Genomic DNA, 16095 nt, shown 5'->3' on the forward strand with positions numbered 1-16095 from the left:
TTAATGATAAACCTCAAAGCGACTTCTGTCGCTATAAATAATTATTATTAATTAATTGTTTGGGGATTAGCAAATCCTTGAAAAGATGTATCATATAAACTAGGTCTATACTCTTATCTCCAGGAAGAATTTTCGTTATAATGTCTGCCTTTTTTTTTGACACTACTCGAAAAAGACTATTGCCAAAATTTCCGCAGCAGAAAGCACAACAAGCTGAGTAAAAGGATATTGTATGCGTACTAATTATTGTGGGCAGTTGAATAGCGCCCATGTGGGCCAAAAAGTGACTCTTTGTGGTTGGGTTAACCGTCGCCGTGACTTAGGTGGACTTATCTTTATTGATATGCGAGATCGCGAAGGTATTGTTCAAGTCTTCTTTGACCCAGAGCAGAAAGAGGCATTTTCTCAGGCTTCAGAACTGCGTAATGAATTTTGTATTCAAGTCACAGGAACAGTACGCGCTCGTCCTGATAGCCAAGTTAATAAAAATATGGCAACAGGTGAAATTGAGTTAGCGGCAGAATCTCTGTCTATTTTTAACCGTTCAGAGCCATTACCGTTAGATAGCAATCAAACAAATACCGAAGAGCGTCGTTTAACATATCGTTATTTAGACCTGCGTCGCCCTGAAATGTCAGATCGCTTAAAAACCCGTGCTAAAATCACAAGCTTTGTTCGCCGTTTTATGGATGGTGAAGGTTTCCTTGATGTTGAAACCCCTATGCTGACTAAAGCGACACCAGAAGGTGCGCGTGACTATTTAGTGCCAAGTCGTGTACATAAAGGTAAATTCTACGCATTACCTCAATCACCACAGCTTTTTAAACAGCTGTTAATGATGTCTGGCTTTGATCGTTACTATCAAATCGTAAAATGCTTCCGCGATGAAGACTTACGTGCTGACCGTCAGCCTGAATTTACCCAGATCGATGTTGAAACCTCTTTCATGAGTGCAGATCAAGTGCGCGAAGTGATGGAGCGTATGATCCATGCATTATGGTTAGATATTCTTAATGTCGATTTAGGTGCGTTCCCAGTAATGACTTTTGCTGAAGCAATGCGTCGTTATGGTTCAGACAAACCAGATTTACGTAACCCAATGGAACTTAAAGACATCGCTGATTTAGTCAAAGATGTTGAGTTTAGCGTATTTGCACAAGCTGCCAACGATGAAAAATGCCGTGTTATCGCATTGCGTGTACCGGGTGGTGCAGCATTAACCCGTAAAAATATTGACGAATATACACAGTTTGTTGGTATTTACGGCGCTAAAGGTCTTGCGTGGATGAAAGTCAACGAAAGCGCGAAAGGCATTGAAGGTGTACAAAGCCCTATCGCTAAATTCCTGACTAACGATGTTGTTAACGCTATTTTGGAAACAACTGGCGCAACAGATGGCGATTTAATCTTCTTTGGTGCGGGTCGTAAAGGCACAATGAGTGATGCGATGGGCGCTCTGCGTCTAAAAGTCGGTCGTGATCTTGAACTGACTGATTTAAATGCATGGAAACCATTGTGGGTTATCGACTTCCCAATGTTTGAAGAAGATGAAGAAACTGGTAGCTTAAGTGCGATGCACCATCCATTTACTTCACCAAAAGACTTATCACCAGCTGAATTGACTGCACATCCGGTAGGTGCTGTGGCAAATGCTTATGATATGGTGATTAATGGTTATGAAGTGGGTGGCGGTTCAGTGCGTATTCACCGTAATGAAATGCAGCAAGCGGTATTTAGCATTTTAGGTATTACACCGAATGAGCAACAAGAGAAATTTGGTTTCTTATTAGATGCACTTAAATTTGGTACTCCACCACATGCAGGTTTAGCATTTGGTTTAGACCGTTTAGTGATGTTGCTGACAGGTACTGATAACATCCGTGATGTTATTGCTTTCCCTAAAACAACAGCCGCTGCGTGTTTAATGACTAATGCACCAAGCTTTGCTAATGAAGATTCTTTAAAAGAGTTAGCGATTGCAGTCACTCAAAAAGAAGTTAGCGAAGATAAAGAGTAAATGATGAAATATAAGCGCCCGATATCCGTTTTAGTTGTTATTTATGCAAAAAAGACCAAACGGGTGCTTATGCTAAAGCGTCGAGATGATCCTGATTTCTGGCAATCTGTGACTGGCAGTTTAGAAGAGGGTGAAACGCCTTTTCAAACGGCGTTGCGTGAAGTGCAAGAAGAAGTTGGAATTGATATCATAAAAGAAAATCTTGAGCTGGTGGATTGCCATCGCTCAATTCTTTTTGAAATTTTTGCACATTTTCGGCATCGTTATGCACCAGATGTTACTCATTGTCAGGAACATTGGTTTACGTTAGCACTGCCCGCAGAGCGAGATATTGTGCTAACTGAGCATTCGCAATACCAATGGTTAGACGCGTCACTGGCGGCAAAATTAACAAAATCCGCCAGTAATCAGCAAGCGATTGAAGAATTTGTTATTTAATGATTAGACCACGTTTGGAGATATTTCATGGCAGGTCATAGTAAATGGGCCAATACAAAACACCGTAAAGCAGCGCAAGATGCGAAACGCGGTAAAATTTTCACTAAAATCATCCGTGAACTAGTTACAGCAGCACGTTTAGGTGGTGGTGATCCTGCAACTAACCCGCGTTTACGTGCGGCAGTTGATAAAGCATTATCGAACAACATGACTCGTGACACCTTAAATCGTGCAATTGCACGAGGTGTGGGTAATGATGAAAACGATAATATGGAAACCATCATTTATGAAGGCTATGGCCCAGCAGGTACTGCTGTGATGGTTGAATGCTTAAGTGATAATCGTAACCGTACTGTTTCCGATGTTCGCCATGCATTTACCAAAACAGGTGGTAACTTAGGAACTGATGGTTCTGTATCTTATCTGTTTACCAAAAAAGGTGTAATTTCATACGCACCAGGTGTTGATGAAGATGCCGTTATGGAAGCTGCGTTAGAAGCAGGTGCTGACGACGTTGAAACCTTTGATGATGGCGCTATTGATGTTTACACTACACCAGAATCTTTTGGTGAAGTAAAAGATGCAATGGATGCAGCAGGTTTTGTTGCTGAATCAGCAGAAGTTTCAATGATCCCATCGACTAAAGCTGAATTAGATATTGAAACAGCACCAAAATTAATGCGTCTTATCGATATGTTAGAAGACAGTGATGACGTGCAAGAAGTATATCACAACGGTGATATCTCAGACGAAGTTGCAAAACAACTGGAAGATATCCTGTAATCGTTCTAACGATTATCGAAAATAACGGTGTTTAACGCTGTTATTAAAAGTGCGAAGAGAAGAGCAGAGCAGATTTTTTTGCTCTTTTCTCTCGCCATCGACCATATCGGCAACAGGAATTGATATGGCTATCATTCTAGGTATAGACCCCGGTTCGCGTGTTACAGGCTATGGCGTAATTCGACAGCAAGGGCGTCAACTTATCTATTTGGGAAGCGGTTGTATTCGTACACAAGTTCCCGATCTCCCCAATCGACTTAAGCGTATTTATGCTGGTGTTAGCGAAATTATTACTCAGTTTTCGCCGGATGTGTTTGCCGTTGAACAAGTGTTTATGGCTAAAAATGCTGACTCCGCATTAAAACTGGGGCAAGCGCGAGGTGTAGCGATACTCGCAGCCGTAAACAATGATTTACCTGTTTTTGAATATGCGGCTCGCCAAGTTAAACAAACCGTTGTGGGTACGGGTGCCGCTGAAAAAAGCCAAGTACAACATATGGTGCGCTCAATACTAAAACTATCTGCGGCACCACAATCAGATGCTGCTGATGCTTTGGCGATTGCTATCACGCATTGTCATTTTAACCAAAATTTATTACGTGTGGGTGATCCTCGATTAGTGTTAACACGAGGTCGGTTAAGATAAGTTGTTATCTTGGTAAATGTCTTTGGTTTTTTACAGGCTGGATATACGTCCAGCTTTTTTTATGTTATAAACTTGACGTAATTATATTTGCGGAGGCGTTAGGGTGATAGGTCGTATCAGAGGAATTATTCTTGAAAAACAGCCACCAGTGGTGCTGATCGAGGCAGGTAATGGTGTGGGTTATGAAATCAATATGCCAATGACCTGTTTTTATGAATTGCCTGATATTGGTCAAGAAGCCATTATCTACACGCAATTTATCGTACGTGAAGATGCTCAATTACTCTATGGTTTTAACCAAAAACAAGAGCGCGCACTCTTTCGTGAATTAATTAAAGTGAATGGTGTAGGGCCTAAACTCGCATTAGCCATTCTATCTGGCATGTCTGCTCGCCAATTTGTAACCGCGATTGAAAATGAATCTATCACTTCACTAGTGAAATTACCGGGTGTAGGTAAGAAAACAGCTGAGCGTTTAGTTGTTGAAATGAAAGATCGCTTTAAAGGTCTTAATGGTGATTTATTCGAAAATAGTGACATCGAATTACCAGAAAGTACTTCACCTAAAGCACCAAAAGCGGCAGATATTGAAGCCGAAGCCTCTGCTGCATTAATCGCATTAGGCTATAAACCACAAGAAGCTGCAAAAATGATCAGCAAAGTGGCAAAACTGGGTACAGATAGCGAGACGCTTATCAAAGAAGCGTTGCGCGCGGCTATTTAGGAGTAACACATTGTGATTGAAGCAGATCGCCTGATTTCAGCAGAAATTCAACAACCTGAAGAAGAAATTATTGATAGGGCGATACGTCCTAAATCTCTTGCCGAATATGTTGGGCAACCGCAAGTTCGTGAACAAATGGAGATTTTTATTCAGGCGGCTAAATTGCGTCATGATGCGCTCGATCATTTGCTTATCTTTGGACCTCCTGGATTAGGTAAAACCACATTGGCAAATATCATTGCTAATGAAATGGGGGTTAATTTACGCACGACATCAGGTCCTGTGCTTGAAAAAGCGGGTGATCTAGCTGCAATGCTAACTAATCTTGAGCCTCACGACGTATTATTTATTGATGAAATTCATCGTCTTTCACCCGTTGTTGAAGAAATTCTTTATCCAGCAATGGAAGATTATCAACTTGATATCATGATTGGTGAAGGGCCTGCGGCTCGTTCAATTAAAATTGACCTACCTCCATTTACCTTAGTGGGTGCAACCACAAGAGCTGGCTCTTTAACATCGCCATTGCGTGACCGTTTTGGTATTGTTCAACGTCTTGAGTTTTATAATGTTGACGATCTTCAACATATTGTTTCTCGTAGTGCCAGTTTTATGGGATTAGAGATGACAGACGAAGGTGCTCGTCAAATTGCGATGCGTTCACGAGGCACACCGCGTATTACTAACCGATTATTGCGCCGTGTGAGAGACTTTGCCCAAGTAAAGGGTAATGGTGCCATTGATGAAGAGATTGCTTCTAAAGCGCTTGATATGTTGAATGTGGATGCGGCAGGCTTTGATTATTTAGATCGTAAACTCCTTTTTGCCATCATTGATAAATTTATGGGTGGCCCCGTAGGATTAGATAACCTTGCAGCAGCTATTGGTGAAGAGCGTGAAACCATAGAAGATGTATTAGAGCCTTATTTAATTCAGCAAGGTTTTATTCAGCGCACACCACGAGGCCGTGTTGCCACTAATCATGCCTATCGTCATTTTAATCGAATTATGGAAGATTAATTTTTTATCATCATTAGAAAATAGATAAAAAATACCCCTCGGTGAAATAATTAACAACGAGGGGTATTTTTTTATCCAAACTTAATTTGTTATCTTACTGTTTAGTAGGTGAAAATAAACTCAAGATAAATAGGCAACTCGCAGCTAAAACTACAGACGGGCCAGCTGGAGTGTCATAGAAAGCTGAGAAGGTTAAACCGCCTGTAATGGCTAACATACCAACCGCGATTGCAATCAGAGCCATTTGTTCTGGAGAACGAGCAAAACGACGTGCTGTTGCAGCAGGGATGATCAGTAACGAGGTAATGATCAGCGCACCGACAAACTTCATGGCTAAACCAATGGTTAATGCGGTGATCATCATTAGCTTTAAGCGTTCTCGTTGAATATTCACACCATCAACAAATGCCATATCTTGATTAATTGTCATGGAAAGTAGTGGACGCCATGAGCGAATAATCACAAATAAAACAATCACAACACCAATAAAAATACTGATAACGTCTTGATAGTTTACAGACAGCAAATCACCAAACAGATAAGCCATTAAATCAACACGTACATTCGACATTAAACTAACAACCACAAGCCCTAAAGAAAGCGCACTGTGTGCCATGATCCCTAAAAGAGTATCAACAGAAAGTTGAGGTTTTAATTCTAACCAGACCAACAAAATAGCGAGGAGAAGCGTGACTGCAATCACAGCATAAAAAGGCTCGATGTTAAACAGCAAACCAAAAGCAACACCAAGTAGTGAGGCGTGAGCTAAAGTATCACCAAAATAAGACATACGACGCCAAACGACAAAAGAGCCCAAAGGGCCCGCCGCCATTGCTAAGAGCATACCGGCAATCCAACCCGGTAACAGCAACTCAATCATGACGACACTCCTTACTATGCTGGTGATGATGACGATAAATACCAAGTTGTTCAGCACCACGGCTTCCAAACATGGCAATAAATTCAGGGTGAGAAGAAACAACGTCAGGTGTACCCGAACAGCAAATATGACCATTTAAACAGAGGACTTCGTCTGTTTTTGCCATCACAAGATGAAGATCATGAGAAACCATCAATATGGCACAACCTAATTCATGACGAAGCTGATTAATTAAATCATAAAGTGCTAATTGACCATTAACATCAACACCTTGAGTGGGTTCATCTAAAACTAAAAGTTGGGGCTGATTAAGCAACGCTCTTGCTAACAATACACGTTGAGACTCACCACCAGAAAGTTTCTGCATAGGTTGATCGATTAATTTAGCCGCATTAACGCGTTCTAAAGCAGGGAGAATATCTTTATCATGAACACCCGGTTTTAGTGTCATAAACCGTTTAACGGTGAGTGGCATTGTGGGATCAAGATAGAGTTTTTGTGGTACATAGCCCACTCGTAGCGCGTTTTGACGCTCAACTTTTCCTGAGGTTGGATTTAATAAACCAAGAACTAAACGGATAACCGTAGATTTACCTGCACCATTAGGGCCAAGTAAAGTAAGAATACGGCCTGCTTTTAGATCAAAAGAGATATCTTTTAAAATTTCTCTTTCACCAAAAGAAACACAAACCGATTTTAAACAAATCAAGTCAGACATAAAATTAGCACTTGCAGAATCATTGAAACGTTATAATATAACATTTCCAATGATGATTCACGAGAATTCTTCCTATGTTACATAAAAACAACAAATTTGCGCATCGTTTTTTATTGAAATCATTTTTAACGACAGCGATGATAAGCTCATTCAGTGCTTCAGTGCAGGCTGATGTTGTCGTTTCCATCAGACCACTAGGATTTATTGCTGCGGCTATCGCTGATGGAGTAACACCAACGGAGGTTTTATTACCAGATGGGGCATCTCCACACGATTATGCATTAAAACCCTCTGATTTGAAAAAAATTACTTCCGCAGACCTGATGGTATGGGTGGGGCCTGATATGGAAGTATTTTTAGATAAGCCATTAAACAGACTTACTGACAATCATAAGTTGGCTTTAGCGGAAACTGACGAAATAAAGTCACTTTTATTGAAAGATGATGATGACAATGTGCATAAACATGAGGAAAATCACGAACATCATTCTCATGGTGATTATAATATGCACATCTGGTTATCACCAGAAATTGCGTTGTCGTCTGCAAAACAGATCCACCAAAGGTTAATTACACTCTATCCAGATAAAAAAGAACTTCTGGACGTAAACCTAGGTAAATTCAGCGAACAACTCAAGCAAACTGATAAGAATCTTGTTAATATTCTGTCGCCTGTGAGAAATAAGGGTTATTTTGTCTTTCATGATGCTTATGGCTACTTCGAAAAACATTATAATTTAAAGCCGTTAGGTCATTTTACGATCAACCCTGAAATACAGCCAGGTGCGCAGAAATTACATCAAATACGAACACAGTTGGTTGAGCAAAAAGCAACCTGCATTTTTGCTGAGCCACAATTTAGGCCGACAGTAATAGAAACAGTGGCGAAAGGCACTGGGGTTAAAATGGGTGTATTAGACCCCCTAGGAAGTGGGATTGCTCTAACTCAAGAGAGCTATGTAAAATTCCTTACCCAACTAGCTAACCAATATGCGAGCTGCCTGAATGAAACACAATAAGGAATTAAGAGCGTGCAGCAGAAGAAATCCATTGCACAGGTATATTTAAGTTTACCACTCCCACATAAGATCATGCTTGGTTCGTTAACTGCAGCAACCTTGGCCGTCGCAATTTGGCGGCCTGTGGTACTTCAAAATGAGCAAAGCCGAGAAGTTCCAGTCAGCATTCAAATGCCTCTTGCCAATCAAGGCGAAAATACCGATGACATTATCACTGATAGTAGTGATCAGCTTACCAATGAAGGATTAGTTGATACTGATGATGGCACTGATACAAGCACTGCGGTTGCGCAAGTTCCCCATACTTATATTGTTTCTAGTGGCGATTCATTAAGTTCAATTCTGACTCAGTTTGGTATTGATTCTGCGGATATCGCGACTATCTCTAATCAAAATAAAGATCTTAGAAACCTCAAAATAGGGCAACCTATTAGCTGGGAACTTGATGATAATGGATTGCTTCAAGAATTAAGCTGGGGTGTTTCTCGTCGCGAAACTCGCGTTTATACCCGTACCGAAACGGGTTTTAAAGAAACAAAAGAGTTTCAAAAAGGTGAATGGAAGAACAGTGTAACCACAGGTGTTATTCGTGGGAGTTTTTCTGTCAGTGCAACAAATGCAGGTTTAACCAATGCTGAAGCACGCGCCGTTACCAAAGCATTACAGTGGCAAGTGGACTTTAAAAAATTACAAAGTGGTGACCAATTTGCGGCACTATTTTCTCGTGAAGTGCTTGATGGGCGTACCGAGCAAAGTGAGCTAGTTGGTGTCCGTTTACGTAGTGCGGGTAAAGATTATTATGCGTTCCTTGCTGAAGATGGTCGTTTCTACGATAGCCAAGCGGGTGGATTAGAACGTGGATTTATGCGTTTCCCAACTGTGAAGCAATTTAGAGTTTCCTCTCAATTTAACCCTCGTCGTATTAACCCTGTTACGGGGCGTTTAGCTGCACATAAAGGTGTTGATTTTGCGATGCCAGTAGGTACTCCAGTATTAGCAACAGGAGATGGTGAAGTTATTGTGGCTAAATACAGTGGTGCCGCAGGTAACTTTATCGCTATTCGTCATGGTAGCCAATACACAACACGTTATATGCACTTACGTCAATTATTGGTAAAACCAGGACAGCGTGTTAAGCGTGGCGATAGAATTGCGTTATCAGGAAATACAGGGCGTTCTACGGGGCCTCATTTACATTATGAAATGTGGATCAACCAACAAGCAGTCAATCCATTAACGGCAACATTGCCTCGCGCTGACGGTTTAACAGGTAAAGATAAACAAGAATATCTTGCTAAAGTAAAAGAGATTAAACCTCAGTTAGTGCTAGCCGATTGACAATAAACACGATTTTAAAGACATAAAAGCGGATGATTGATATCATCCGTTTTTGTTTTAATGTTTTTTACGCCTATTAGGGGTATCAATTCAGAGAATTATCTGATGAATAAAGAAAAAGATACAGATAGCAAAGCGGGTTATGTGCCCACTTTTCACCGTGCGTATTTGCATCCTCGTCATTGGGGAACTTGGCTAGGTGCAGGTGTATTAAGTGTATTGGCTTATATGCCAGTAAAATGGCGTGATCCCTTTCTTGCTTCTATTGGCCGTTTTGTTGGACGTAAAGCGAAAAGCGCAAGACGTCGTGCAGATATCAACTTGAGATACTGTTTTCCAACATGGAATAAAACGCAACGTGAAAATGTACTCGACAGTATGTTTGAAACTGCCCCCCAATCCTTTGTGATGTTAGCAGAGCTTTGTTTAAGAGGCCCTGAGCGTATATTAAAACGCACATCTTGGCAGGGGCTAGAAATTATTGAGCGTTTTAAAGCGCAAGGCCGTAATGTCATTTTTATGGTGCCTCATGGCTGGGCAGTTGATATCCCTGCAATGCTATTAGCATCAACAGGTCAGAAGATGGCCGCGATGTTTCACCACCAAAAAGATCCTGTTGCTGATTATTTATGGAATAAAGCACGTCATCATTTTGATGGTCGATTACATTCACGCGAAGCAGGTATTAAGCCTTTTATTTCTTCTGTGCGACAAGGTTACTGGGGCTATTATCTGCCCGACCAAGATCACGGTGCAGAGCATAGCCAATTTGTCGATTTTTTCGGTACTTATAAAGCGACATTACCCGCGATTGGGCGGTTAATGAAAGTATGCCGAGCTGCTATCGTACCGTTGTTCCCAGTGTATTGTCATAAAACACATCAGCTTAGTATTATTGTTCGTGAACCAATGGATGATATTGAAGATAAAGATGATGCGTACATTGCACGCAGAATGAATGAAGAGTTAGAAGCACTAGTGACACCAACGCCAGAGCAATATACGTGGATCTTAAAATTACTTAAGACACGTAAAGAGGGTGAAATAGAGCCTTATGCACGTGAGAATATCCTAGACTAGTTCTTGCACAAGAAATAACCAAATAAAAAATGGGCACTTAATAAAGTGCCCATTTTGTTATTAATATTTAAGACTCTGAGTTATTCAACAGTCAAAATACGGCATGTATTGGTGCTACCGACTGTGCCCATTTGGTCACCTTGAGTGACTAGCACTAAATCACCTGAAACTAAGAAACCTTTATCGCGCAAACGACCAATTGCTTCATTAGCAGCGGCAATACCGTCAGTGTGAGTACTGCAATAAACGGGGGTTACGCCACGATAAAGTGCAGTCTGATTCAATGTTTTCTCATGACGAGACATTGAGAAAATAGGTAAGCCTGTACTGATACGAGACATCATGCGTGCAGTACGACCTGATTCAGTCATCGCAATAATCGCATTAACGCCTTTCATATGGTTAGCTGCATACATTGTAGACATTGCAATGGCTTCTTCCACTGTATCAAACACCATATCTAAACGGTGCTTAGAAACATTGGCAGCTGGCATTTTCTCAGCACCTAAGCAGACTTGCGCCATTGAAGCGACTGTTTCTGCTGGATATTGTCCAGCAGCTGTTTCTGCTGAAAGCATAACAGCATCAGTACCATCTAATACGGCGTTAGCAACGTCCATTACTTCGGCACGAGTTGGCATTGGATTTGTTATCATGGACTCCATCATTTGAGTCGCAGTGATAACGACACGATTAAGCTGACGAGCACGACGAATTAATTTTTTCTGTACGCCAACCAACTCAGGATCACCAATTTCAACGCCTAAATCGCCACGAGCAACCATCACCACATCTGAAGCTAGAATGATTTCATCAATGATTTCATCATTAGCAACCGCTTCAGCTCGTTCTACTTTTGAAACGATTTGGCATTCACAGCCAGCATCACGGGCTAAACGGCGGGCAAGGTTAAGATCTTCGCCAGTTCTTGGGAATGAAACGGCAAGGTAATCAACACCAATTTTTGCAGCAGTGATGATATCTTGCTTATCTTTTTCTGTTAACGCATCAGCGGAGAGACCACCACCCAGTTTGTTAATCCCTTTATTGTTAGATAAAGGACCGCCCACAGTCACTTCAGTAAAGACTTTTAAACCATCCACTTTAAGGACTTTTAACTGAACGCGACCATCATCAAGAAGTAAAATATCGCCTGGAACCACATCGGCTGGTAAGCCTTTATAATCAATACCCACTTGATTTTGATTGCCTTCGCCTTTTTCTAGCGCCGCATCAAGCAAGAATTTATCACCGACATTCAGGAAAACTTTTCCGTCTTTAAAGGTCGATACACGGATTTTAGGGCCTTGTAAATCCCCGAGAATAGCAACATGGCGACCTAATCTTGCTGCAATTTCACGCGTACGATTAGCACGAGCAAGATGATCTTCCGCAGAACCATGAGAGAAATTTAATCGAACAACATTCGCGCCAGCAATAATAATTTTTTCTAAGTTATTATCACGATCTGTTGCTGGGCCTAAGGTGGTAACAATTTTTGTTCTTCTGAGCCGTCTGGACATGTATTACTCCGTTGACCTTGAACGAAAGGTGTTGGCAATTGGATAAAACAGAAATCAGACTGTGTTTTACCCAATATGTTAAGTGAAACGTTTCAAGCTAATTGCAACATACACTACTGTTTTCATTATATGCGAGAGTTAGCTCGCAGATATGCTACCATTTTTCAAAAACTTATCTAGTCAGGGGCACAATTGGAAGTGTGACTATACTAACAGAATAATTAAAAACGATTACTTATCAAACCGTGAATCACGTAAAGCTTCTTTGACGCGCTTCAAGTTATCTCTGAATTTTGGTCCTCGGCGTAAAATAAATCCTGTTGCAAGAACATCAATAATAGTGAGTTGTGCAAGGCGGGAGATCATTGGCATGTAAATATCAGTATCTTCAGGTACATCAAGCAAGATGGGAAGGGTTGCTTCAGAGGCTAAAAGAGAGCCTGGGGTTGTAATAGCAATAACCGCTGCATCGTTTTCGCGTGCGATTTTGGCAATTTCAACTAAATTTTTAGTACGTCCTGTATGTGAAATAATAACGACCACATCACCATCAGTACTATTTATGCAACTCATACGTTGCATAACAACATCATCAAAATAAGTGACAGGAATATTAAAACGAGAAAACTTATTCATGGCATCGTGAGCAACGGCTGCTGATGCACCTAAACCAAAAAAAGAGATTTTTTTAGCTTGCGTCAAAATATCAACTGCACGATTGATCGCTGCGATATCAATATTGTTTTTAACGTTTTCAAGTCCTGCCATTGCTGATTCAAAAATTTTATTGGTATAAGAAGAGACAGTATCGGAATCATCAATATTACGATTTACATAAGGCGTACCGTTGGCAATGCTTTGTGCTAATTGTAATTTGAAATCAGGAAATCCTTTTGTTGCCATACGTCGGCAAAATCGATTAACAGTCGGCTCACTGACATCAGCCGTTTTAGCCATTAAGGCAATGCTTGAATGGATAACTGTTTGTGGCGCAGTTAAAACAGCCTCTGCGACTTTTTTTTCTGATTTACTCAAGATGTCCAGATTAGACTGAACCCTTTCCAATATATTCATTAAATATACAGATCCTTGGCTTTGCCAATTTCAATAAAAGGAGAAATCTATAACGGTTTTATGAAAATATACTACGCAAAGAACAAGGCTTGCAGTGTAAACCATCGGTAAACAGGGCTTTTTTCGTTAAAGTATGACGTGTGTCTAACTTTCAAAGCTGAAAACAAGAAACAAAACTGTTGTAAAGTTACAAGAAAGGATAAAACGCTAGGCATAAAATGAAGCATTACAATATGTGTGGTAAGTTAAAGACTAATATGTGCAAGTGTATTTACTGAATACATCCAAAAGAGTACATTAATACAAAATTCTGTAACAAAATTACAAAATCTCATCATGAGGAGACGTTCTATGGCAGCGATATCGACTGCTCAGGCCTGTGATCTGGTTATCTTCGGTACGAAAGGGGATCTAGCACGCCGTAAGCTCATTCCATCATTATATCAATTGGAGAAAGCAGGATATATTCACCCTGACTCTCGCATTATTGGTGTCGGTCGTGCTGATTGGGATGTTGAGGCATATAAAAATGTCGCTCATGAAGCGTTAAAAACCTTTTTAAAAGAAGAAATTAACCCTGAAATTTGGCAGCGTTTAAGTGATCGCTTAGATTTTTGTAATCTTGATGTTAATGAAACCGACCATTTCATTGAGTTATCAAAGCATCTAAAACAAGATAAATTACCCGCTATCTATTATTTTGCTATGCCTCCAAGTACCTTTAGCGCAATGTGTCAGGGACTAGGTCATGCAAAATTAAATAAAGAGCCTAATCGTGTCGTAATGGAAAAACCATTAGGGACAGATTTAGCGTCTTCTGTTTCTATTAACGATAGCGTGGCGAAATACTTTAAAGAGACTCAAATTTATCGTATTGACCACTATTTAGGTAAAGAAACCGTTTTAAACCTATTAGCATTGCGCTTTGCAAACTCACTGTTTGTTAACAACTGGGACAATAAAACGATTGATCATGTCCAAATTACGGTTGCGGAAGAAGTGGGCATTGAAGGGCGTTGGGGATACTTCGATCAAGCAGGTCAAATGCGAGATATGGTGCAAAATCACCTATTACAAATCCTGACTATGATTGCAATGTCCCCGCCAGCTGACTTAACAGCTGACAGCATTCGTCAAGAAAAAGTGAAAGTTTTACGTTCACTGCGTCGTATTGATAACACAAATATTCGCGAAAAAACAGTTCGTGGACAATATACGGGTGGTTTTGTACAAGGTAAAAAAGTACCTGGTTATCTTGATGAAGAAGGTGCCAATAAAACCAGCAATACAGAAACATTTGTGGCAATCCGCGCTGATATCGATAACTGGCGTTGGGCAGGTGTTCCGTTCTATTTAAGAACAGGTAAACGCCTACCAAGTAAATGTTCAGAAGTTGTGGTTTATTTTAAAAAGCCTGCGCTGAATATTTTCAGTGAGACTTATCAAGAGTTACCTCAAAATAAGCTGACTATCCGTTTACAGCCAGATGAAGGTATCGATATTGAAGTGCTAAACAAAGCACCTGGTCTTGATCATAAACACCGTTTACAAACAACTAAGCTGGACTTGAGTTTCTCTGAAACATTCAACCAAACGCATTTAGCGGATGCTTATGAGCGTTTATTGTTAGAAGCCATGCGTGGCATTCAAGCGCTATTCGTGCGTCGTGACGAAGTGGAAGAAGCATGGAAATGGGTTGATTCAATTATCAATGCATGGGAATGCGATAATGAGCTACCTAAACCCTATCAAGCTGGTACATGGGGGCCTGTTGCATCTGTTGCAATGATCACTCGTGATGGTCGTTCTTGGAATGAAATTGAATAATCAATAACGTCTTTATTGTTTATTCGACGATTAAGATACCCAGCTTTGCTGGGTATTTTTTACCTCTAAGCATAGATACAGCGCTTTAGATGAATAAAACCGCTGAAGGATCGTAAAACTACTGATTAACTATGCAATCTAATTTAAGTTGGAAATTAAAACTTAAACAAAACCAACCAATTAACTAAAAAATTTTCCTCAAAAGCATTGCTTTAAATAATTTGGCGTGATAGAAATATCATGTAACATTTAACCATCTTATATGAGGGTTCGGAGTATATCGTGCGGATGGTCTGTGCGATGAAAGAATAAATAATCATGACTAGCGCCAAAAGCGTCAAAGTTAAACGTTCTACCTATAAGTTATTCCTTTCTGCTATTTTATCCAGCGAACACTACTGGTGTGGCGCATTATAGAAATCTCTCATCTTAATTCCTGAGTTATCAGGAAATGACGTTGCCTTAACGTTTGGCTACTATTGCCGCCAGAAAGACTATCTACATATTCTCTATCTTCTGCGCAAGAAACGTTTCGGCGTATTTCAAATGTGTATGAGAGATGAAAAAATGATTTATTGGATATTTTTAGCATTAGCTATTGTTTGTGAAGTTATCGGTACTTTATCGATGAAGTACGCCAGTGTAAGCGGTGGTTACACCGGTATGATAGTGATGTGGTTAATGATTGCCACTTCCTATATCTTTTTAGCCATAGCCGTTAAAAAAGTGGCATTAGGTGTAGCATATGCACTGTGGGAAGGTATTGGAATTGTCATTATTACGACATTCAGCGTTCTGTGGTTTGGTGAATCACTTTCACCATTAAAATTAGGTGGTCTAGCAATGTTAATTGCAGGGATCACGCTTATAAAATCAGGTACTAAAAAATCGGCTGTTGCTAAGAAAACAACAGAATCGGTAAAAAGTATTGCCGGTAAAGCCAAGCACGTTGCCAGTGCTGTAAAAGGAGCGAATAAGCCAATTCCTGCCAATATCAAGGAGGCTTAA

General features: G+C 40.4%; 15 protein-coding genes. 11 read left to right on the forward strand and 4 right to left on the reverse strand.

Going from position 1 to position 16095, the window contains the following annotated elements:
- The first annotated feature begins 232 nt into the window (after positions 1-232).
- The 6 genes from aspS to ruvB all read left to right on the forward strand — a co-directional run bounded on the left by aspS (position 233) and on the right by ruvB (position 5628).
- Entirely contained in the window at positions 233-2017 is a 1785-nt protein-coding gene (aspS, locus tag ABN212_RS08295; RefSeq protein ID WP_109372234.1) for an aspartate--tRNA ligase, read from the forward strand.
- 3 nt (positions 2018-2020) lie between these two features.
- Positions 2021-2455: a dihydroneopterin triphosphate diphosphatase gene (gene nudB, locus ABN212_RS08300; RefSeq protein ID WP_196532615.1), complete on the forward strand. Its 435-nt coding sequence runs from the start codon at positions 2021-2023 to the stop codon at positions 2453-2455.
- Between the two features lie 27 nt (positions 2456-2482).
- Positions 2483-3238 (forward strand): YebC/PmpR family DNA-binding transcriptional regulator, encoded by a 756-nt coding sequence (locus tag ABN212_RS08305; protein WP_023582074.1) that lies wholly within the window; start codon positions 2483-2485, stop codon positions 3236-3238.
- A 124-nt stretch (positions 3239-3362) separates the two neighbouring features.
- On the forward strand, positions 3363-3884 hold the full coding sequence (gene ruvC / locus ABN212_RS08310; protein WP_006536599.1) for a crossover junction endodeoxyribonuclease RuvC: 522 nt from the start codon (positions 3363-3365) through the stop codon (positions 3882-3884).
- 103 nt (positions 3885-3987) lie between these two features.
- On the forward strand, positions 3988-4608 hold the full coding sequence (ruvA, locus tag ABN212_RS08315; protein WP_075671063.1) for a Holliday junction branch migration protein RuvA: 621 nt from the start codon (positions 3988-3990) through the stop codon (positions 4606-4608).
- Between the two features lie 12 nt (positions 4609-4620).
- Positions 4621-5628: a Holliday junction branch migration DNA helicase RuvB gene (gene ruvB, locus ABN212_RS08320; RefSeq protein WP_099075472.1), complete on the forward strand. Its 1008-nt coding sequence runs from the start codon at positions 4621-4623 to the stop codon at positions 5626-5628.
- Between the two features lie 94 nt (positions 5629-5722).
- On the opposite strand, the gene znuB is transcribed toward ruvB, so the two are convergent.
- Both znuB and znuC read right to left on the reverse strand, forming a co-directional pair.
- Complete coding sequence (gene znuB / locus ABN212_RS08325; protein ID WP_196532616.1) at positions 5723-6508, reverse strand: zinc ABC transporter permease subunit ZnuB; 786 nt, start codon at positions 6506-6508, stop codon at positions 5723-5725.
- A complete protein-coding gene (gene znuC, locus ABN212_RS08330; RefSeq protein WP_088495457.1) occupies positions 6501-7226 on the reverse strand; it encodes a zinc ABC transporter ATP-binding protein ZnuC in 726 nt (241 codons plus the stop codon). The genes znuB and znuC overlap by 8 nt, the downstream gene beginning before the upstream one ends.
- A gap of 74 nt (positions 7227-7300) precedes the next feature.
- Between znuC and znuA the strand changes: the two genes are divergently transcribed.
- From znuA to lpxM, 3 genes are all read left to right on the forward strand, one after another.
- Positions 7301-8245 carry a zinc ABC transporter substrate-binding protein ZnuA gene (gene znuA / locus ABN212_RS08335; protein ID WP_198625671.1) on the forward strand — a complete coding sequence of 315 codons (945 nt, stop codon included), beginning with the start codon at positions 7301-7303 and terminating at the stop codon, positions 8243-8245.
- A 12-nt stretch (positions 8246-8257) separates the two neighbouring features.
- A complete protein-coding gene (gene mepM / locus ABN212_RS08340) occupies positions 8258-9583 on the forward strand; it encodes a murein DD-endopeptidase MepM (RefSeq protein WP_109372239.1) in 1326 nt (441 codons plus the stop codon).
- A gap of 105 nt (positions 9584-9688) precedes the next feature.
- Positions 9689-10663, forward strand: a complete 975-nt coding sequence (gene lpxM / locus ABN212_RS08345) for a lauroyl-Kdo(2)-lipid IV(A) myristoyltransferase (RefSeq protein WP_198619994.1) — start codon at positions 9689-9691, stop codon at positions 10661-10663.
- Between the two features lie 80 nt (positions 10664-10743).
- Here the strand turns inward: lpxM and pyk are convergent, their stop codons facing one another.
- Complete coding sequence (pyk, locus tag ABN212_RS08350; protein WP_088495460.1) at positions 10744-12186, reverse strand: pyruvate kinase; 1443 nt, start codon at positions 12184-12186, stop codon at positions 10744-10746.
- A gap of 231 nt (positions 12187-12417) precedes the next feature.
- Complete coding sequence (locus tag ABN212_RS08355; RefSeq protein WP_099075468.1) at positions 12418-13260, reverse strand: MurR/RpiR family transcriptional regulator; 843 nt, start codon at positions 13258-13260, stop codon at positions 12418-12420.
- Positions 13261-13611: 351 nt separating this feature from the next.
- Here ABN212_RS08355 and zwf point away from each other — a divergent pair, with 351 nt between their 5' ends.
- Positions 13612-15087 carry a glucose-6-phosphate dehydrogenase gene (gene zwf, locus ABN212_RS08360; protein WP_088495462.1) on the forward strand — a complete coding sequence of 492 codons (1476 nt, stop codon included), beginning with the start codon at positions 13612-13614 and terminating at the stop codon, positions 15085-15087.
- A 567-nt stretch (positions 15088-15654) separates the two neighbouring features.
- A complete protein-coding gene (gene mdtJ, locus ABN212_RS08365) occupies positions 15655-16095 on the forward strand; it encodes a multidrug/spermidine efflux SMR transporter subunit MdtJ (RefSeq protein WP_075671146.1) in 441 nt (146 codons plus the stop codon).

Origin of the sequence: Proteus genomosp. 6 (assembly GCF_040139785.1) — a bacterium.
GTDB lineage: Bacteria > Pseudomonadota > Gammaproteobacteria > Enterobacterales > Enterobacteriaceae > Proteus.